General features: G+C 70.9%; 14 protein-coding genes and 1 tRNA gene. 5 read left to right on the top strand and 10 right to left on the bottom strand.

Annotated features, from left to right (window positions below):
* Positions 1–26: 26 nt before the first annotated feature.
* Genes CHC04_RS00380 through CHC04_RS00370 form a run of 3 tightly spaced genes read right to left on the bottom strand, consistent with a single transcriptional unit; the run spans position 27 to position 1,692 of the window.
* Complete coding sequence (locus CHC04_RS00380; RefSeq protein ID WP_089401956.1) at positions 27–956, bottom strand: ABC transporter ATP-binding protein; 930 nt, start codon at positions 954–956, stop codon at positions 27–29.
* Positions 953–1,198: a helix-turn-helix domain-containing protein gene (locus tag CHC04_RS00375; protein WP_089401955.1), complete on the bottom strand. Its 246-nt coding sequence runs from the start codon at positions 1,196–1,198 to the stop codon at positions 953–955. Before CHC04_RS00375 ends, CHC04_RS00380 begins: the two co-directional genes overlap by 4 nt.
* A complete protein-coding gene (locus CHC04_RS00370) occupies positions 1,198–1,692 on the bottom strand; it encodes a DUF2975 domain-containing protein (RefSeq protein WP_089401954.1) in 495 nt (164 codons plus the stop codon). Before CHC04_RS00370 ends, CHC04_RS00375 begins: the two co-directional genes overlap by 1 nt.
* Between CHC04_RS00370 and CHC04_RS25165 the strand changes: the two genes are divergently transcribed.
* From CHC04_RS25165 to CHC04_RS00355, 3 genes are read left to right on the top strand one after another with little or no spacing between them, the layout of a single operon-like run.
* A complete protein-coding gene (locus CHC04_RS25165; protein ID WP_089401953.1) occupies positions 1,691–2,305 on the top strand; it encodes a GNAT family N-acetyltransferase in 615 nt (204 codons plus the stop codon). The two genes, CHC04_RS00370 and CHC04_RS25165, sit on opposite strands and share 2 nt — an antisense overlap.
* 9 nt (positions 2,306–2,314) lie before the next feature.
* Positions 2,315–2,812, top strand: a complete 498-nt coding sequence (locus CHC04_RS00360) for a hypothetical protein (protein ID WP_141233659.1) — start codon at positions 2,315–2,317, stop codon at positions 2,810–2,812.
* 27 nt (positions 2,813–2,839) lie between these two features.
* A complete protein-coding gene (locus CHC04_RS00355; protein ID WP_217897116.1) occupies positions 2,840–3,859 on the top strand; it encodes an ABC transporter substrate-binding protein in 1,020 nt (339 codons plus the stop codon).
* Positions 3,860–3,912: 53 nt separating this feature from the next.
* Here CHC04_RS00355 and CHC04_RS23825 read toward each other — a convergent pair.
* Positions 3,913–3,979 (bottom strand) — tRNA-Lys (locus CHC04_RS23825).
* A gap of 515 nt (positions 3,980–4,494) precedes the next feature.
* Between CHC04_RS23825 and CHC04_RS00350 the strand changes: the two genes are divergently transcribed.
* Together CHC04_RS00350 and CHC04_RS00345 are read left to right on the top strand one after the other, a co-directional pair.
* Complete coding sequence (locus CHC04_RS00350; RefSeq protein ID WP_089401951.1) at positions 4,495–4,800, top strand: trypco2 family protein; 306 nt, start codon at positions 4,495–4,497, stop codon at positions 4,798–4,800.
* Positions 4,801–4,832: 32 nt separating this feature from the next.
* Positions 4,833–8,591: a tetratricopeptide repeat protein gene (locus tag CHC04_RS00345; protein WP_176449780.1), complete on the top strand. Its 3,759-nt coding sequence runs from the start codon at positions 4,833–4,835 to the stop codon at positions 8,589–8,591.
* Between the two features lie 457 nt (positions 8,592–9,048).
* Here CHC04_RS00345 and CHC04_RS00340 read toward each other — a convergent pair whose 3' ends face one another.
* From CHC04_RS00340 to CHC04_RS23820, 6 genes are all read right to left on the bottom strand, one after another.
* A complete protein-coding gene (locus CHC04_RS00340; protein WP_089401949.1) occupies positions 9,049–12,426 on the bottom strand; it encodes a helicase-related protein in 3,378 nt (1,125 codons plus the stop codon).
* Positions 12,427–12,429: 3 nt separating this feature from the next.
* A complete protein-coding gene (locus tag CHC04_RS00335) occupies positions 12,430–16,473 on the bottom strand; it encodes an Eco57I restriction-modification methylase domain-containing protein (RefSeq protein ID WP_089401948.1) in 4,044 nt (1,347 codons plus the stop codon).
* A 628-nt stretch (positions 16,474–17,101) separates the two neighbouring features.
* The gene (locus CHC04_RS00330) at positions 17,102–18,994 is read right to left on the bottom strand and encodes a hypothetical protein (RefSeq protein ID WP_089401947.1); all 1,893 of its coding nucleotides are present in this window, start codon (positions 18,992–18,994) and stop codon (positions 17,102–17,104) included.
* Positions 18,991–19,485: a DnaB-like helicase N-terminal domain-containing protein gene (locus tag CHC04_RS00325; protein ID WP_089401946.1), complete on the bottom strand. Its 495-nt coding sequence runs from the start codon at positions 19,483–19,485 to the stop codon at positions 18,991–18,993. Before CHC04_RS00325 ends, CHC04_RS00330 begins: the two co-directional genes overlap by 4 nt.
* A gap of 420 nt (positions 19,486–19,905) precedes the next feature.
* Complete coding sequence (locus tag CHC04_RS00315; protein ID WP_217897115.1) at positions 19,906–20,100, bottom strand: hypothetical protein; 195 nt, start codon at positions 20,098–20,100, stop codon at positions 19,906–19,908.
* Positions 20,097–20,270, bottom strand: coding sequence for a helix-turn-helix domain-containing protein (locus CHC04_RS23820; RefSeq protein ID WP_176449779.1), 174 nt, complete (start codon positions 20,268–20,270; stop codon positions 20,097–20,099). Before CHC04_RS23820 ends, CHC04_RS00315 begins: the two co-directional genes overlap by 4 nt.
* Between the last annotated feature and the right edge of the window lie 48 nt (positions 20,271–20,318).

Here is a 20,318-nt window from a genome sequence, read left to right as displayed (position 1 = left end):
GCCGGCTCCCCGGGCCGGGGCCGCCGTCACCGGGCCGCTCCGGCCTGCACCGGGTCGCTCCCGGCGTACTCCACGCTCCCGGCGGTCAGCGCGAGGTAGGCCTCCTCCAGCGACTGCCGCACCTCGGACAGGTGGTGCAGCGGGACACCGGCGGCCGCGGCGACCTCGCCGACGTCCTCGGCACCGATGCCCTCGACGCGCAGCTCGTGCGCGTCGACGCGCTCGACGGCCGCCCCGCGCGCGGCGAGCCCGGCCAGGAGGAGGTCCGGCCGGGCGCAGCGCACCCGGACCCGGCGGCTGCCCAGCCCGCGCAGGAGCTCCGCGGTCGTCGTGTCGGCGACGAGGCGGCCGCGGCCGACGACCACCAGCCGGTCGGCGGTCTGCTCGACCTCGCCGAGCAGGTGGCTGGAGACCAGCACCGTGCGGCCCTCGTCGGCGAGGCGGCGCAGCAACCCGCGGATCCACCGGACGCCGTCGAGGTCCAGGCCGTTGACCGGCTCGTCGAACAGCAGCACGCCCGGGTCGCCGAGCAGCGCGGCGGCGATGCCGAGGCGCTGGCGCATGCCGAGGGAGTAGCCGCCGATCCGGCGGTGCGCCGCGGCGCCGAGCCCGGCCTGCTCGACCACCTCGTCCACGCGGCGCAGGGGGATGCCGTTGGTCCGGGCGGCCACCCGCAGGTGCGCGCGTCCGGTGCGTCCGGGGTGCACGGCGCCGGGGTCGAGCAGCGCGCCGACCTCGCGCAGCGGCTCGCCGAGCGCGGCGTACGGCCGGCCGCCGACCAGCGCCGTCCCCGCCGTCGGCCGGTCCAGCCCGAGGACGGCCCGCATCGTCGTGGACTTGCCGGCCCCGTTGGGCCCGAGGAAGCCGGTGACCTTCCCCGGCTCGACGTCGAAGCTCAGGTCGTCGACGGCGAGGACCCGGCCGTAGCGCTTCGTGAGGCCGCGGACGGTGATCACCGGTGGGCCTCCTGCGGCGCCTGGGCGGCGTCCTGTTCGTCGGGGACCCACTCGAGCAGGTCGCCGGGCTGGCAGCCGAGCACCCGGCACATGGCCTCGAGGGTGCTGAAGCGGACGGCCTTGGCCCGGCCGTTCTTGAGGACGGCGACGTTGGCGGGGGTGAGCCCGACGCGCTCGGCGAACTCCCCCACGCTCATCTTGCGGCGGGCCAGCTCGACGTCGATGCGGACGACGATGGGCATCAGATGACCGCTTCCATGTCGGTCCGCAGCGTGGTGGCCTGCCGCAGCAGCGCGCGCATCACCACCATGAGGAGCCCCACCACGGCGCCCACGAGCAGCAGCACCAGCAGGATCGCGAACAGCGCCGCGTCGTCGCTGACGTCGTCGACGATGAAGTACCAGGTGCCGACGAAGGTCCCCAGGAGCCCTCCCCAGCCGACGACGACCGCCCACACGATCCCGTTGACCCAGGGCAGGGCGGCCTCGCTGAAGATGCGGTCGCGGGTGACCAGGGTCAGCAGCTGCCAGGTGCACACGACGACGGCCTGCACGCACAGCAGCGCGACCACCGCCGCGGCGGTCATCACCGACTGCACCAGCGACTGCTCCAGCGTCGGGTCGGCCAGGTCCGGCACCATCCGCGGCACCGCCCACACCTGGGCGGCCAGCAGGGCCACGAACACCACCACGAGCAGGACCCGGAGGGGCAGGACCACCCGGTTCACGATCGACATGCATCGACTGTCGGCGATGATCTATCGACAGTCAATAGCTCCTGAGGGTGTGTCGCACCCGTCGGACGGTCTACCGTGCCGTCGTGCTCCCGCTCCTGCGCAGGCCGTTCACCGACGCCGAGGCGGCGGAGGTCGCGGGCTGGGCCCACCCCCGCCCTTCGACCTGTACGACTCCGACCCCTGCTCCGCCGCGCTGTTCCTGGTCCGGGACGCCGACGGCGCGGGCTACCACCCCGCCGTCGGCCGGGACGGCCGGGTGCTCGCCTTCGCGGTGGTCGGCCCCGAGGCGTGGGTGCGCGGCCAGGAGCCGGCACCCGGGACCGTCGACGTCGGCATGGGCGTGCACCCGGCCGCCACGAGCCGGGGGCTCGGCACCCACCTGGTCGGGCAGGTGGTGGACCTGGCCCGCGACCTCGGGGCGACGACGGCGGTGCGTGCCGCCGTGGCGGTCTTCAACGAGCGGTCGCTCGCGCTGTGCCGGTCGGCCGGGTTCCGGCCGGTCCGCGACTTCCCCGGCCCCGGCGACCGCCCGTTCCGCGAGCTCGTGCTGGTGCTGGACGGCAGCCGGCGGCCCGCGACCGATCCGGTTCCGGGCGGACCAGGGGAGCACTAGGGTCCCGCCGTGGACGGGACCCCACCGCAGGTGCGCAGGCCGTGGGTGCGGTGGGCACTGGTCGCGGCCGCTCTCCTCGCCGCCCTCGCCGTCGTCGTGGCCCTCGCGGCCGGCACCGACGAGGACGGCGCCGACTCGTCCGCGACGTCCTCGGCGAGCAGCAGCCCGTCCGTCGCGCCGTCGCCGTCCGGGGGCGAGGTCCCGCCCGGCGCGCAGGTCGGCGACGTCACCGAGGAGCTGCGGACCGCCGCCGGGGGCGCGGTGTGGGGTGCGGCCGTCGTCTCCGCCGAGCGGACCGAGCCCGGCCGGGTCGAGGTCCGGACGAACATCACCGATCCCGGGAGCCCGGAGGCGCAGCAGGCGATCGCCGTCTGCGAGGGAGCGGTCGGCTGGCTGGAGGGGCAGGGGGTGGCCGACCCGTACGTCGACGTGCAGGGGGCCGACGGCACCGGTCTGGTGCGGCACGGCGACCCGGCGGCGGCCGACGGGGAGTGCACCGCGTACTGAGGAATTAGGCGAGGCTAACCTCATCCGGTGCCCACGAACCTGCCGCGCCCCGCTCGCCTCGCCGTCCCCCTCGCCGTCCTGGTCCTGTCCGGGGGGCTGACCGCCTGCGGCGGCGCCGAGCACGACGACGCCGCGTCCGCCGCCGGCCCGTCCTCCTCGTCGGACGCCTTCCCGGTGACCATCGAGAACAGGTTCGGCACCACCGAGATCCCCGCGGAGCCGCAGCGCGTGGTCACCGTCGGCTTCAACGACCAGGACTTCGTGCTGGCCCTGGGCGTGACCCCGGTCGGCGAGCGCCAGCTCCTGGGCGACTACGACGCCACGAGCCGCCCGTGGGCGGAGGACCTGCTCCCGGCGGAGGACGTCCCGACCGTGGGCAGCGACGAGATCGACGTCGAGGCGGTCGCCGCCCTCGAGCCCGACCTGATCGTGGGCGTGTACTCCTTCATGGACGAGGCGGTCTACGACCAGCTGTCCGGGATCGCGCCGACGCTCGCGCAGACCGACGAGTACGCCGACGGCGCCACCCCGTGGCAGGAGCAGACCCTGCTCACCGGCCGGGCGCTCGGCCGGGAGGACGAGGCGCAGCAGCTCGTCGACGACGTCGAGGGCCGGTTCCGGCAGGCGGTCGAGGAGAACCCCGGGTTCAGCGGCAGCTCGATCGCCGTGGACCTGACCGGCGTCGGCTCGGGCCACTACCTGCTCGGCGCGGACGACCTGCGCACCCAGTTCTTCACCGACCTCGGCTTCACCGTGCCCGACGCGAGCACCGACGTCAGCCAGGAGCGGCTGGACCTGCTGGAAGCCGACGTGCTGGCGGTGAACGGGTACGACCGGGACGACGCCGACGCCGACACGCTGCTGTCCGCCCTCGACGTGGTGACCGAGGACCGCACGGTCCTGCTCGGCGGCTACTCCGGCGACGTGTCGGCCGCGCTCGGCTTCGGCAGCCCGCTGTCGCTCCCTTACCTGCTCGACGAGGTCGTGCCGGCCCTGGCCGCTGCCGGCGACGGCGACCCGTCCACCGAGGTCCCGGCTCTGGGCTGAGCCGGCCGGCACGCCCCGGTCGATCCGCGCCGCGGAGCGACACACGCTCACGGTGGGCCCCGTGGGGATCGAACCCACAACCCGCGGATTAAAAGTCCGAGCCCGAACCTGTCCGACGGTGACTCCTAGTGCCATATTGGCTGGTCAGACCCGAAGTCGCTGCCGGCAGTGACCGCCGATTGCCGCCCCCTAGCGCGCAGTCCGCGCTCACACCGCGACCACGCGCTGCCAGCCTCAGGTACGCCCTAGACGGGCGACTGATCCGACACCCTTATGTCGTGGAGGGTTGACGATGCGGGGTACGGACAAGGTTCAGTCCGCGATGCCGGGGGCTACGACCAGCAGCCCTCCGAAGTAGTAGGCGATCGCCGGCCGCGAGGCGGTGAGTGCAGTACCTCCAAGGAGCGGCTGTGCACCCTTCGCGATCGCCTTGAGCCGCACCATCCGGCGACACGCCAGTGCGGGACCCGATGAAACTCATGCACCTCGCCGTGGGACCAAGAGGTCCCCCGTGACTGCGGGCTGTCCTGCTGGGTCGCAGTGTGTTGTCTTCGAGTTTCGATACCAGTGCAGGTGTGTCACGGTGCGGTGCAGGGCGTCTGGGGGAGGCCGCAGTGGGTGATGGGGACGGTCGGGTGCCGATCGCGGAGTTCATCTCGGGGCTGCGTGAGGAGCTGAGGGCCGCGGAGGCAGAGCGGGATCCGCAGCTGCAGTTCAACGTCGGGCCGGTGACGGTGGAGTTCACCGTGGTCACTGGTCGGGAGGGCGGCCCGGAGGGCAAAGTGCGGTTCTGGGTCATCGAGGCCGGCGGAGCGGCGAAGTGGTCAAACTCCGAGACCCAGACGGTGACGCTGACCCTGACCCCGGTCGACGAGCGCGGTCAGGACGTCCGGATCGGGGACCGGGTGCGCAAGCCGCCACCCGGCCTGCCCGGCCAGTGACCGGCGGACCGCTGGTGTAGGCAGGGTTGGCGGTGGATGTCGCCCGCGTCGTGGAGGTGTACGCGCCCGCCACGGATGGCGCCGGCTGGGAGATCGGCTCGGGCTATCGGATCAGCGATGAGCTGGTACTCACCGCCGCCCACGTCGTCGCCGGGCTGCCTCTTCACCCGCCAGAATCGTCGGTATCGGACGACCCGAACGTGGCTGGGGGTAAGGCGAGGCCGCTAGGTCGCCAGGAAACCACCTCCGCAGTGGTGGTATGGCGCGACCAGGACGCGGACGTGGCAGTCCTGCGGTTGGCCGCCGACGCGCCGACGCTGCCAGCGGGCAGCCCAACCCCGCGCTGGGGCCGAAAGCATGGCACCGAGCCGATCGCGGTCGACGCGGTCGGCTTTCCCTGGGCGCAGGAGCGCCCAGATGAGGTGCGTGACACCGAACACCTGCACGGCTTTCTGGCCTCGGGCACCCAGTTGAAAGCCGGGCTGCTCGCGATCACCGCACTTACCTCACCACCGGCCGACCGCGGAGGAGGCTCGCCGTGGGCGGGCATGTCCGGCGCTGCCGTCTTCGCCGGGCCATTCTTGATCGGCGTGGTCATCGTCGACCCCGGACGCTTCGGACCCGCCCGGGTGCTCGCCGCCCCTATCGCTCCCCTGCTAACCCACACCGGCCTGGGCGGGCTGGTCGGCGCCCTCAACCCCGTAATCACGCCGGTGGAACCACGGATGCGCTTGGCCGTAACCGCCGACACTTCCGTCGCGATCGCCCCTCCCTACCGGGCCCCCACTGACCGGCTCGGTCGGGAGCCGTCGCGGCTGCTGCTACCCGAGTACGGCATCGTCCCCTTCCTCGGCCGCGAGGCAGAGCTAGAGGAGCTGGAGGAGTGGTGTCTGACCGGCGGAGGGGCGGCGCTACGACTGCTGCTCGGCGCCGGCGGGGCCGGTAAGACCCGGCTGGCCGCCGAAGCCTGTCTACGCATGACCGGGCGCGGTTGGCAAGCCGGCCTCGCCGACCCCAGCATCCCCGGCGGGGAACCCGTGCTGAACTTCGACCGGCCCACGCTGGTCGTCGTTGACGACGCCGACCTCAACGTCCCCCTTCTCGAGGCGTTGGTGCGCGCCCTCGGCTACTGGCCAACCGACGCGCCGCCCGTGCGGTTGCTGCTGCTCGCCCGGCACACCACCGGCTGGTGGAACACCCTCAACCGGCGCAGCAACCAGCTCGCAGCGGAGCTGACTGATCGGATGCTGAGCCTCCGGGAGGGCGAACTGCCCCGCACTCATCGAGCCGCGCATCACGCTGAAGCGGTGGCCTCCTTCACCCGCCACCTGATGACCAGATCACAGGACCTGCCCCCGGAAGCGGAGCCACCAGCATCGGACCTTGGCGACGCCGCGTTCGCTAACCCGCTATTGGTTCACATGCACGCCCTATTGGTCGCCACCGGTGCCCACGTGAGCACCACTGACGAGGAAGTTCGTGAACGCGTGCTCGACGCGGTCCTCGACCGCGAACGAAATCGCTGGGCTCAAACCTTTCCATCTGACGTACCGACCCGCGGTGACCTCACGCGCCAGCAAGCGGTCACTGTCACCACCTTGTTCGCTCCACCCACTGAGCACGCCACCACCGAACTGCTTAGCCTGATCAGCGACTTCATCGATGCCCCCGCGGGCATCCGCGGCGCGGTGGCCACCTGGTTGCACGGCATCTACCCCGGCACCACACCCGTCTGGGTGGTCCCTCTGCGCCCCGACCTGCTTACCGAACAGCTGCTAGCCACCTGCGCGGAACTGACCGACCTGGTGCTCACCGGCTACGGCCGGATCACCGATGAGGGCAATGCCAGCGGCGCGCAGGCAGAGCAAGTCCTAGCCGAGCTGACCCGGGCGGCCGGTCGCAACCCCGTTAGCGCGGCGCTGGACCGCCTGCTTAGCGACCGTCTCCCCGACCTGCTCGACGCCGCCCTCATCAACCCGGCCGGAAGGCTGCCCGACCTGCTCGACCGAGCCCTTACCAAATGCCCGCAACCGCAGACCGCCGCCGCCCTCATCGAGCGCCTACCGGAGTACAGCACTGGGCTCGCCACACTCGCCGTCACCGTCACCGCCCAGGCCGTCGACCACCACCGCCACCTCGCCGCCAATGACCCCGAGGCTTTCAATCCGGACCTCGCCGGGTCGCTCAACGATCTGTCGGGCCGGCTGGCCGCTCTCGGCCGCCTCGAGGAGGCGCTGGCCGCCATCGAGGAGGCCGTCACCTTGCGCCGCGCCCTCGCCGCCGCCTACCCCGACGCCTTCATCTCCGACCTCGCCGGGTCGCTGCACAACCTGTCGGTCATGCTGGCCTACCTCGGCCGCCGCGAGGAGGCGCTGACCGCCATCGAGGAAGCCACCGGCGTCTACCAGCAGCTGGCCACCACCTACCCGGGCGCCTTCACCCCGCACCTGGCCGGGTCGCTGAACACCCTGTCGAACCGGCTGGGCGCCCTCGGCCGCCGCGAGGAGGCGCTGGCCGCCATCGAGGAATCCACCAGCGTCTACCGGCAGCTAGCCAACACCGACCCGGCCGCTTCCATCTCCGACCTCGCAGGGTCGCTGCACAACCTGTCAGGCCGGCTGGCTGAACTCGGCCGCCGCGAGGAGGCGCTGACCACCATCCAGGAATCCACCAGCGTCTACCGGCAGCTAGCCACCACCGACCCCGACGCCTTCACCCCCGACCTGGCTAGGTCGCTGCACAACCTGTCAAGCCTGCTGGGAGACCTCCGCCGCCGCGAGGAGGCGCTGGCCGCCATCGAGGAGGCCACCGCCGTCGACCGCGCCCTATGCGCCGCGCGCCCGGCCGCCTTTGCACCCAACTTGGCCACGTCGCTGCACAATCTGTCGGGCGGGCTGGCTGACCTCGGCCGCCTCGAGGAGGCGCTGGCCGCCATCGAGGAGGCCGCCACCTTGCGCCGCGCCCTCGCCGCCGCCTACCCCGACGCCTTCATCTCCGACCTCGCCGGGTCGCTGCACAACCTGTCGGTCATCCTGGCCCGCCTCGGCCGCCGCGAGGAGGCGCTGACCGCCATCGAGGAAGCCACCGGCGTCTACCAGCAGCTGGCCACCACCTACCCGGGCGCCTTCACCCCGCACCTGGCCAGGTCGCTGGACAACCTGTCGGGCCGGCTGGGCGCCCTCGGCCGCCGCGAGGAGGCGCTGGCCGCCATCGAGGAGGCCGTCGCCTTGCGCCGTGCCCTCGCCGCCGCCCACCCCGACGCCCACACTCCTGACCTCGCCGCGTCAGTTAACAACCTCGCGATCCGGCTGGCCGCCCTCGGCCGCCATGGGGAGGCGCTGACCGCCATCGAGGAGGCCTTGGCCGCTTATCGCCCCCTGGCCATCGCACACCCGGCCGTCTATGCCCCCGACCTCGCCACGACGTTGAGCAACCTCGCGGGCCGGCTGGCAGCCCTCGGCCGCCGCGAGGAGGCGCTGAGCGCGATCAAGGAAGCCACCAGCACCTACCGGCAGCTGGCCACGACCTACCCGGCCGCCTTCACCCCGGCCGTCGCCGATTCCCTACGGTTGTACGGCTCTCTTCTTACTGAGCTACGCCGCCACGAGGACGCGCTCGCTGCTGACCGGGAAGTAGTTGCCATCTACCGAGGATTGCACGCCCGTCACTCAGACTCTTACAAGGACGCACTCACAACCGCCCTCGCGAAGCTTGCCCTTGACTTGCGGGCTTTAGACCTCAACGCGGAGGCAGAGCAGGTGGAACGAGAGGCCGCAAGGCTTGCCGAGTGACACCGCCGCCCGGCAAAGCTCGATGGGCCTTGTGCGCCCCGTCGTGGAAACGGCAGGTCCCCTCGTGACCTCTCGGTCAGCGCGCAACGGACTTTTGCCTTCGCGTGGGTGTGTCACGGTGCGGCCAACATCAGGGGGAAGGCCGCAGTGGGTGATGAGGACGGTTGGATGCCGATCGCGGAGTTCACCTTAGGACTGCATGAGGAGCTGGAGGCCGCGGAGATGACCCGGACACTCCTGGCATCCCGCCTGGAAATCTTCGGGCAAGTTCCACCGCTATCGCTTGGGCTCGGCGGGGATGGTGCGACCACACCGCGACCACATCACCCGTTCACGCAGGTCAAGCCTTGCGCCTGCGGATACTTCATCCGCAGGCGCACCTCCCCGACGCGTCCAGCGGTCGAGCGAGGCGAGAACCGACCGACCCAGGGAATATGAGACGCTGCGCGTCCGAGGGCTATCCCAGCGGCGTCTCGCGGCCCTCGCCGCTGACCAGGCCCGTTGGCTCAGCCGGCGCATCCGGAACCAATGCCAGCCAGCAGAGCAGATGGACGTCGTTCGCCGTCACCTCGGGCAGCGGCTCCGGCGGTGGAGGCGGTTCGAGGCCGAGGTCCCGCACGAGGTCAAGCACGACCTGGGCGCGTTCGGTCCCGTTCTCGACGGTGAGCGCCTGGCGAAACAGTCGCAGGATCCGTTCGGCGTAGGGCGCCTCGAGTGCCTCAACAGCGCGATCAATCTGCTCAAGGTCGACGCCGGTCGCATGATCGCGCACAGCCTGGGCGGCCCGACGCATGACTGCCGGCACGACAGGCGCGAGATTCGCCGGGTCGGCGAGGAAGTTCCAGCGGTCCACAACGTGGCCGCGCGCAAGGATCCAGCTGTCGAAGGCACCGCGGTAGGTCTCTTCGTCGAGGTTCCGCGGGGTGTCCCACTCCGCCGGCGGCCGCGCGCGGTCGAGGCAGGCGAGGGTGTCGTCGACGATCAGCGGTGCACCATCGGCGGCGGCGGTCACGTAGCGGAACTGCGGCGTCGAATGGTCGCCCACTCTGATGCAGAAGACGTACCCGCCCGGTGCGCCGACCGGTACTGGCACTGCCATTCCGGAGCCAGAGCCCCACGGCAGGTCGCGGATCCGGCCGGCGACCTCGGGATTGTCAAGCGCGCGACGCAGCTCCTGGCGGTACTCCTCACCGGACAGTGCCGTGCGTCCGACGCCCCCGAACTCGAAGATCGTCGGGTCCTCGGCACGCAGCCGCTCAACCTCCTCACGCGTCTCGGCGAACGTCACATCCGCCGTCCGGGAGCCGGGCAGAATCTCCCCGACGCCGATGGCCGCCGCAGCCTGCTTGATCTTGCGGTGCAGCCGCTCTTCCAGCCCGAGCAGGTCATCGAGGCGCTGGTCCGGGAAGACGCAGCGCAGAAAGACTTCGGTGTGGAACGAGCCGATGCGATCGATCCGTCCGTGGCGCTGGACGAGTCGCTGTGGGTTCCAGGGCAAGTCGTAGTTGATGATGTGGCGTGCCTGCTGCAGGTTGACACCCTCGGCGAGGACGTCCGTGGACACGACGATGTCGTGCCGGTCGTCGGATTCCGGCGCGTCGGTGGTGCGCGGCGCAAAGCCCCAAAGCACGTCCCGCTTGTCGCCGTCGCTGCCGGTGAGCGCAGTGATGCGGTCGCGGTAGCGGGCGAGGCGGTCGTCGCGGTCGACCGCGTCGCAAAGGTAGTCGACGATCCAGTTCACGGTGTCGGCGAAGTAGCTGAAGATCAGGACTTTGCCCTTGTCGCGGATCTCCTGCATGGTTACGCCTTCAGCTGCGGCTTGTTCCGCGATCTCGGCCAGCTCCTCGACGATGGCGGCGAGGTTCGGGTCCTGGTCCTGGGTGACGGTGTCGGCCTCAACGGCGAACTGCCGCAGCAGGTCGCGGTCATGCTCAGCATGGGCGCGGAGCAGTTCGATGTCGTAGTCGGCGGCGTCCTCGAGCTCTTCCCAGTGGCCGTGCAGGTACTCATCGACCTCGTCTGGGTCGTCGGAATCGGTGGCGGCCCAGGCCCGCAGCGCCGAGCCGGTCGCGATCTTGCCGGTGGCGAGCAGCGCCAGGAACCCGTCGTGGCTGTCGGCCATCTTGTCGCACGTGCGGGCGAAGGCATGGGGCGAGGACTCGAACCGCTTCAGCAGTCCGGACCGGAGCAAGCCGGTGAGCTGCACCTCGCGGGCGTCAACGCCGCCCGGGCCGTACCGCGACGGTGCGTATCGGGCGAGTGTGAGCACCCCGGGCCGCCGGTCGGGATCAGGGTGTCCGACGTCGTCGGCGTCGAGCGCAGCGGCGAAACGGTCGAAGAACCCCGGCAGCACGGCGTCAAGGTCGTACGACACCCGACGCACCCGGGGTGTGGGGAAGGTGATCGGGACGTCGCGGCCTGCGATGCGGACAGTGTCGGTCGGGTAGAACCGCTTCACGAACGGGCGCGTACGACGGACTGCAACGGCGTCCAGCACGTCGAACAGGTAGTCCGGGGAGAGGTCGTCGGGGTTGAGCGCCATCGCCCGAGCGAAGTGGTCCCGCATCGAGGGGATACCCAGGTCAGTGAAGACGGCGTCGTTCCGGAGAAACAGCACCAGAAGGTAGTACAAGTCCCACAGGCTGTTGTTCACAGGCGTCGCGGTGAGCAGGACGAGGTCCTTACGGTAAGCCCCGGCCAGTAGCCGGCGTAGCGCCTCGGCGCGCTGCGTGCCCGGGTTGCGAGCGTTGTGCGCCTCGTCGATGACGACGAGTGCGTAGTCGTCCGGGTCCTGGTCGAGAGCGAAGCCGCTCGCCGTTGGGATGAGCCGCCGATCGGCGATGAGGTCGTCGAACGACCGCAGCTCGATCGGCAAGTTGAAGTCGGACGCGAACTTGCGCCAGGGCCCGTCGCGCAGCGTCGCCGGGGCTACCACGAGCACGCGCTGACGGCGCTCAATCGCCGCCTCTTCGATCAGCTTGCCGGCGAGGAAAGTCTTGCCGAGGCCCACCTCGTCGGCAATGAGCACACCGCGGCGTTCGGCGAGGATGCGTCGCGCGCGCCACAGGCCGTCCCGCTGGAACGTCGTGAGGTGGATGGCGCCTCGGGTCATCACCTCGGCCTCGGCTTCGATCTCCGCGCCATACCGTTCCCACAGCATCCGCAGGTAGATCAGCTGTGGCGGGTGAGCGTCGAACCGGGCCTCGTACAGCGCCGCGAGGTCATACGCGTCGGCAGCGTCCCACAGCTCGTCAAACCACGCCCGGACGTCCGTGACGACGTTCGGCTGGTAATGCCCGAGGTTGAGCTCGATGTTCGTCCCGAGGCCGGCGTAGGTGAAGTTGGACGAGCCAGCGATGACGCCTTCGTCATGATCAGTGATCGTGATGAAGGCCTTGCCGTGCAGAAACCGGTCGGTGAGCCGGCGTACCTCGACCGTCCCGGAGCGGAGCCAGTCGAGGAGCCGGCGGGCGCCCCGGTCGGCGTCGAAGGTGAACCCGAGCAGGTCGCGCGCATCGGCGAGATCCCGGTCGTGACCTTCCAACGCCCGGCGCAATCGCATGGCCTGCGCGCGCGCCGGTGAAACGGGTTCGTCGAGGCGCCGCGAGCGCAAATTCTGGTCGGGCTCCGCGCCGAGGAGCAGCCGAACTCGCCGCGGGTGATCCAGCTCACCGGCGAGCAGCTGATAGCCGCCGACGTTGAAGTAGGCGGTGGCGATCGCCAGCTCGTAGGGGTTGATCAGTTGAGTGCGCAGGTGCTCGAGGTGCGCGTTGATGCCGTCGGCAACGCGGGTCCCGTCCTGGTTGGTGAGGAAGGTGGGCTTGGGGTCCGTCATCGGTCAGGCCAGCTTCTCGTGGTGGGCGAGCACCCGGTCGCGGTGGGCGGAGTAGTCGGCGCCCTCGTGGAAGGTGCCATAGATGACCCGCAGGTCGTCCGTGCCCAGCCCATACAGGTGGGCGACCGCGGCGTCGAGTTCGGCGAGCAGCTCGGGGCGTTCCTCAGGAGTGACACGGCCGACGGGCACGCCGACGGCTTCGGCCCAATCGGTGTACCAGTCGTCGACCGCGGCGAGCCGGCCGGCGACCTCCTCGACGCGCCGCCGGTGCCGGTCGTCGTGTCCGGGGTCCGGGATCGGTAAGCCGTTGAAGACGTGGAAGTTCACGTGAGTTTCGACGACGCGGCGTGCGTACCAGTCCAGCGGCATCGAACTCAGCACGCCGAGCAGGAACGCCTCATCCCGCTCGTCGCCCTTCGGCCACAGTACGTATGGCGCCTGGTTGGTGAGGACGAGCTCGCCGCGTATCAGGCAGGTGATCAAAGTGCGCGAGTCAGTTGCTCGAGCGATGTCGCGGAAGGCGATCCGGGGGTACCAGCACGGCAGCGTGTCGCGATCCTTCGCCCAGTCCGCGGTGAACTCGCTGAACGCCGACCGGGCGCTGCGTTGCCCGCGCACGCGGCGGCGCTGCAGCTCCTTGGTCACCACCTCGGGGTCTGCCCAGGCGTAGTAGGTGCCGGTGTCGGGGGCCCATACGTTAAAGGAAGCCCCCTTGAACACGGGCCACGCGTCGTCGTTCGCGTCGTTCTCGTCGAGGATGAGAAAGGGCTTGTCGTTCGTCGCGTGGAATTCGGTGGCCGGTCGAGCTCGCCAGTCTTGACGCGGCGCGTCGAGCCGCGGGTGTGCCCGGAGCTTCTGGAACACCGTGACGGCCTCCGGCGACGGGAGGAGCGGAAACGCCGCGCCGTCCGACCAGCCGAGGAATTCCTCGACGGGGAACGACGCCGGTGGCAGTTGTACACCGTCGAGGAACCGCTGGAGGCTAGAGAAGGGCCCGCGCAGTGCCACTTCGCCAGCGTGCTGCGCGCCACGCCGAATCGTCACGAGGCCGATGGTGTAGCGATGCTCGGCGTCGTCGAATACCCAGCCACCTGTGTTGAGCAGCATTGTCGTGTCAGCGAAGGCACCTTCGGACAGCACGGTTTGCCTCCAGGGTGTCGACCCCTTCGCGGCCAGCGCCGATCTCGGCAGGACGATGCCGATGGCGCCCCCGGTCCGCAGGGTCTGCCAGAACCGCCAGGCGAACGCCTTGTAGAGGTCGGGGTCCCCGGTACCCATGCCGGGGTAGGGACCGCGGACAAGCAGGGCGCGGGTCAGCTCGGCGTCGGCGAGGGCCGCGTCGTACTCGGCGACCAGGTCGGGCCGGGCGGCCCGCAGCCTCTTGATCTCGGCCTTCTGCTGGGCGGCAGTCAGGCTCTTGAGGCCCGGGAAGCGGACGGCCCAGAAGCCGAGCTCCTCAACGGTGGCCTCCTCCCAGGGCGGATTGCCCAGGAGGCAGTCGAAGCCGGGGCGGTCGCGTAGGAAGACCTCGGGGAAGGCGACCGGGAAGTGCAGCGCGTGCGCGCCGGCCGCGACTGCGGCGGCGTTGGTCACGGCGGCGGCGCGGGTGACGGTGTCCTCGTCGGCGTCGACCGGGACGGCGGCCTTGCCGAGCCGGTGAGCGACGAGCAGATCGAACAGGGCTGTAGCCGGCTTGACCTGGTCGATTGCCTCAAGGTGGACTTGCCGGGCCTCCTTGACGTCGGCCACGGTGGCGTCGGAGATGGTGCCGAGCCGTCTGAGCGCCTTCGACGCGCGCGCGAGGAACTCGACGATCCGGTCGTGGAAGAGCGTCTGCGGTGCATCGGTGCCGCCGCCGGTGAGCTCGGCGAGCGCCTCATCGACGGTCGCAATGCCGGTGAGGCTGTCACCGACAGTGAGGTTGTGGTCGAGGAACGACAGCGGCAGACCGGGCACGAACGTGTGGATCCAGATCGCCAGGCGCGCGAGCTCAACCGCGATCGGGTTGCGGTCCACGCCGTAGATGCACCGCCGCCCAACCTGCCGGCGCAGCAGGGAGGTCGTCTCGATTTCGACGCCGTCCTTGAGCTCACCCAGCGCCTCGTAGGCCGCCGTCGCCAGCGTCTCCAGCTCGGCGGTCACCGCGGGGATCGGATTCAGCGCCAGGAACGCCGACAGCCTGGCTTCAATCCGGTCCACGGCGGCGACCAAGAAGTGCGCCGACCCCATCGCGATGTCGGCGCACCGGAAGTCGAAGAACGCGCTCGCGGCGGCGGCTTCATCGCCGGCGTCTAGGTGCTGCGTGATCCGGGCGAGGTGCTCGTCGAGCGCCGGTTCGAGCGCGTGGTCCAGCAGGTGCTCGACGGCGAACGGCTTGGTGAAGTAGCTCCCCGTCGCCTTGCGCGCCCCGGACTGGTTGTGCAGGTACACGGCTCCAGCCGGGACCTCGACGTGCTCGTGCGCTCTCGCGGGAACGTAGTTGCCCTTCGCATCCACTGCGAGGTCGGCCGGCGCGACCGACAAGGCTGATTCAAGGAGGCCCTCGTAGATCGTCCCGAACTCGCGCACCGACAGGCTGCGGAAGTCGACGGGACCGACGACGTCGGCGTCACCGGTGTCGACGAGCAACGCAGTGAGGGCCGGACCGAACTCCGAGTTGTCGAGCCGCAACTTGGCCAGCGCCGCGCCGGCGGCGTTGACCTCGGGCGCAGAGGAGAACAGCCCGCCGTTGTAGGCCGGCACGCCCCAGCCTCTATTGCCGCGGTGGATGGCCTCCCAGATCTGCACCACGTCATCCCACAAATCGGTCTGCCGTGCGTCGTAGACCAGCCTGCCGTCGTTGATGTCGTCCGACACCAGGCGCGCGAGCCGCTTGAGGCTGTGGTCGCGGTAGCGGTTGTTGCTGTTGTAGGGCAAAAGCCCCTTGTCCTCGCCGTAGGCGACGAACAGCAGCCGGAACAGGATGTTGAGGGTCTGGTCGTAAGCCTGCGCGAGCGTCTCCTCGTCCGGGTCCGGGTCGAGCCGCTGCGCGACGGCGCGGGCGAGGACCGGAACCGCCTCGCGGTAGACGCGGTCCCGTAGACGGTAGGCGAGGTCCGCGGCGAAGTCCGCAGATGAGGCCAGGATCTGCTCGAGCGTCCCGGCCGGGGCGAGCGCATCCGCAGAGAACAGCAAGTGCAGGTAGCCGGCCCGGTCGTCGGGCAGAAGCGCGAGGTTCACCTCGACGAAGGTCTCGGTCCGGCCCTTACGCCCGACGCCGGTGTCCGGCCGGGCGGCGTACAGCCGGATTTCCGACGCGCGCGTCATCACCACCCACGACAGGTGCTCGCGGTCGGCGACGGCCAGGGCGTGCGCGACCGGTGAGACGCCGTCGAACCGGGGCACCGGAACCTCGAACGTCTCCCCCTCGTCGAGGAAGACGGCGATGGCCCTACGGTCCCGGCCGGCGGTCAGTACGGAGGTGTTCGCGCCCAGCTGGTCGACGGCGAAGCCGAGGGCCTTGATGAGGTCCCTCCCCCGGCGCTTAAGCGAGGCGCGACCGGTCGTCGTCGCGGCAGACCAGTCGCTGCGCTGGGGCACACCGCCGCGTATCTCCTGCGTCGCCAGCAAGCCGGAGTTGATGATGCCCGGGAGGTCCGACTCGACCTCGGGGAGCAGGCGCAGCAGGCATCGGGCCGCCGCGTGCCTCGACGGTTCGGCCAGCGCCGCCGCCGCGAGCCGCTCGACACGCGAGGGCTCCAGATCGTGCGTGACCGGCGGCTCGTCGCCGACCGGGCCGCAGACTGCCACCAGAGTGCCGCCCCGGCCGGGGTAACCGACGGCGAGCAGGACCGGCGACGGGCGGTTGGCCTGCCGCGCCTTCCACGTCTTGCGCATGTCGGCGCTGGTCGGCCTGGACCCGGCGGACGCCACAGCTACTTCCAGTCCGTACTGCGTCGCCTGCACAAAGACTTGACCGGCCTCAATGCTCGCTGGAAGTCCATCGCCAGGCTTGGGACGCCAGGTGATCGGCTCGAGCTCCGTCAGGAACGCGTCGTACCAGGTCATGATCCCTCCGTTGCCTGAGCCGCCCTCCGCTGTCGGGCAACGGAAACCCGGGAGTGGGTACATCCGCATCACGACCGCGTCCTATAGCAACGGACCGACGACCCGCGGCCTGACGGTAGGACACCCGGTCACGGGCCCTTGCCCCAGGTGGTCGCCGTGTCGCGAGCTTCCATCAAGTTGAGCAACCCTCGTTACGACGGCTACACGGCGCCCGGGCAGTCCGGCGTGATACGTCAGCGCCGCACCATCAACACCGCGGCATCCCTTGTGCGCTCAGGCCGGGAGCTGCTGAGGGACTACAAAGGCGCAGCTCCCGCCCCAGGCTCCCGCGTGTCCTCGGGTTCTACTCGCGACCGCTGGCTGCTTGGCCCAGCCGCGGCGAAGAGTAGTTGTGGGACTTTCGCGACAGGTCCTTTCGCGCGGGCGCGGAGTCGAGATGGGCTGGCGGTCAGTGGTCAGGCTTTCCGTGACAGGTGGAGCCAGGGATTACAGATCCCCTGTCGTGGCCCTGAGCAGCGGGGACACCTGACGTGAGCACCCGGTGAGCACATGAAATTCGTCCGCGGGGTTCATCGATCGGGCAGGCCGGAGGGCCCTGCGGCCTGCCGATCGGGTCCCATGGTGGTGGTCATGCCGATTGCTCCATCTCGCAGCCGGGATGGACGTCGCCAGCGGCCGGGTAGATGGGTTGCTGGCAGGTGCGGCAGACGGCGGTCCGTCGAGCGGCGAGGCGCTCGCTGATGCAGATGCCGCACCGGCCGGTGTCCGAGGTGATCGCCTCGACCGGGTGGCCGCAGGGTGCGGTCCGCTTCTCAGCTCCCTGAGATCGCCCGGAACCGATCCCCGCGACACCCGCGAGACCCGCAGCGGCGAGCAGACCTGCGGAGATGCCGCCTGCCGGGTGCGGGTCTGGTGCGGGGGTCAGATCCCGATCGTCGTCGGCGGTCCCCGCGTGCCCCGCGAGGCCCGCACGGGCCTGGTCGTGTTCGTACTGTTCAGCGTCGGGGTGCGGGGGTTGCGGGCGCTGCGGGTCAGCTTTCCCGGTCATCTCAGGACCGGGTGGAGTGATCGTCCAGCGAATCACCTTGTCGTGGTTGGCTCCCCGGTCGTCGTCGATCCTCCACCCGGCCTTGCGCATGGTGGGCGCCTGCTTCCTGAGCACGGTGGTGACCTGGCGGGCGGCGGTCGGCCAGCCCTTCGGCGGGCGGCTCTCGGCAGTCCAGGGGACCTGCGCGAGCAGTTCGGCGGCCGTGCCGTGGAATGTGCTGGCGCTGAAGATGGCGGCGATGGCGGTGATGAACCGGTCGCCGGTCAGGGTGTCGACGGCGGTCTGGCCTTGCTTGGCGAGGTAGCTCTGGAGGCCGCTGGTGCCGAGCACGGAGTCGACGGCGGCGAGGATGCGGGCGAAGTCGGCCATCCGGGGCTTGCTGTCCAGACGGACGGAGGGCCGGGCGGCGAGCACACCCGCGGCAAGGTCGAGGAGCGCGCCGAGCAGCCGGGGATGGGTCTGCTGCCAGGCCGGCCACAGCTCGTGTTCCTCGCGGCGCTGGCGGGCGTCGATCGTGCGCAGGTGGATCGGCAGCAGCCGCTCGGTCAGGTCGCCGCGGACGGCGCCGAGGTCGATGCCGTTGATGATCAGGCAGCGGCGGAAGGCGAAGACGGCGAGGTCGCCGTCGGTGTAGAGCCGGCGGCGCACGTCGCCGTCGCCGGTGACGGCCCGGCACATGGAGTCGGACAGCCAGTCGGGGATCTCCGACAGGTTGTCCATGCCGACCACCCAGGACCCGGCCGCCGCGGTCACCCAGGAGTCGGCATCCCGCGGCGGCTTGCGCAGCGGCACCGGGGAGGGGTCGAGCAGCATGGTGAGCACCCTGGCCGCGGTGCTCTTGCCGGTGCCCTGCTCGCCGAACAGCCCGAGCACCGGGTGCGGGATGTCCGGGACGAGGACGGCGACCAGTGCGGCCAGCAGCAGGGGCTGGTCTTCCTCGGCGACGTTGAGCAGGTTCCACAGCTCGGCCAGGTCCCCACCTGCCACCGGCTCGGGCAGCTCGGCGTTCAGCGCGGTGCGCCTGAACAGCATCGGCGCCTGCTCGCACACCTGCCAGCCGTCGCCGGTGATCCGCACCGCCCGTCCGGTCGCGTCGCCCAGGTCCAGCCACAGCGCGCCGTCGTGGCCTGCCACGCGCAGCGCCATGGGCTGCTCGTCGCCGTCCTGGGCCTTGCCCTCGATCACGAGCAGGGCGTCGGTCAGGGCCTGCTGCGGGGCGGCCTTGCCGGTGCGGATGAAGTACTCGCGGGCCAGCTGCCGGCGCAGCGACGTCTTCCCGCCGCGCAGCATCCGGATCACCTTCGGCCCGGTGCGGGGCACGCCGAAGGTCTCTCCGGCGTCGCTGAAGCCGAACTCGTACAGCTCCTCGCCGATCTCCACCAGCATCGTGGCGACGGACTTCTTCTCCGCCGCCGACGGCGTCACGTCCGGCGAACCGTCGCCGATCTCGGCGAAGGCGTGATCCTGGTTCACGCGCCCACCGCCCGGAGTCGGAGTCGGTCCTCGCCGGCGGCGGTGCGGCGATCGGCGAGTTCACGCACGGCGCGGTACTCACGGTCCACCAGTTTCAGGAGGGACTCCAGGCTCTCCACCTCGGCGGCCTGGGTCAGCCGCTCGCCGGCCTCGGCCGTGCGGCGGCGCAGCGCATCCTCGAGCACGGCGGCCGCGTACCAGCGTGCGGATGCCGGGTTCGGGCACTCGCCGATCAGCTCGGCCAGCAGCACCGCCAACCCCTGCACCGCGGCCGGGCGGGTGACCGTGCCGGTGCCGCGGGCGTGAGCGAGCACCGTGACCGCGTCGACCGGGATGCCCGAGGCGCCCATCCCCCGGATGACGCCGGCAACCACGCGCAGCCGCTCGTCGGCGAGGTCGCCGTCCTGGAGGAGGTCGAGCACCTGCGGGACGCCGCTCAGGAGTGCAGCGCCGAGCAGGGCGCGGGCGGCGTCAGTCGTCGGCGCGGTCATGAGGCCGCCTCCACGACCGTGACAGACCGCCCCTGCCGGAACTCCGCGGCGCCGATCACGTCGCTGATGACGGTCAGCGGCACCGTCCAGCACCCGTGCCCGCGGTCGTACATGCGAGTGGTGACACCGGCTTCGTCCAACAGCGGCAGGACACGGCGACCGCGCAGCCGAGCGGTGTGCCGGTCCAGCTCGATGCGCAGCGTCGGACAGCCAGCGTCTCGGGGTCTCCGGTCGGGCAGGCGCTCGGCGAGGTTGGTCCTCGTCGGTGGTGACATCATGGGCTTGGCTCCCGGGGTCGTCGGGGGTTGGTGATCGGGGGCGGCTGGGGTTGTGGCGACCCCAGCGCCTCCTGTCAGGGGCCGGCGATCGGCCGCAGCATGGGCGCCGCAGCCATCGGGGGCTCAATGTCAGCCCCCGGGGTCACGCCAAGGGCGGCCAGGAGCCCGTCCGGGCCGCCGGTGACCACGCGGTAGCGGGCGCCGAGGCGCAGCACACGCACGGGAAACTGGCCAGCTGGTAGGCGAGCGTCCGGCCGATGCTCAACGCCCGGGCCGCGGTGGGGATGTCAACCGTCGCCGGCAGCGCGGCGAGCTGGGCGCGGGTCATGGTGCTCATCTCGTCGCCTCATGCAGGGCGTCGAGCAGTCGCCGGTAGGCGATGGCGTTCTCGAGCCGGGGCTCTGATGTGCCGTGCTCCCAGCGCAGGACCGTCATGGGGCTGACCCCGAGCGTGAGACCCATGTCGCGCAGGGAGGCGTTGGCGCGGCGACGGATGCTCCGTCGCACGGCTACGGGAGGGAGCTGCGCGGCGCGGACTCGGCTCACCAGGTCCTC

Source organism: Geodermatophilus saharensis (assembly GCF_900188205.1).
Taxonomy (GTDB): Bacteria; Actinomycetota; Actinomycetes; order Mycobacteriales; family Geodermatophilaceae; genus Geodermatophilus; species Geodermatophilus saharensis.
The sequence above is the reverse complement of the archived record's forward strand: the minus strand, read 5'-3'. Positions and strand labels throughout refer to the sequence as shown.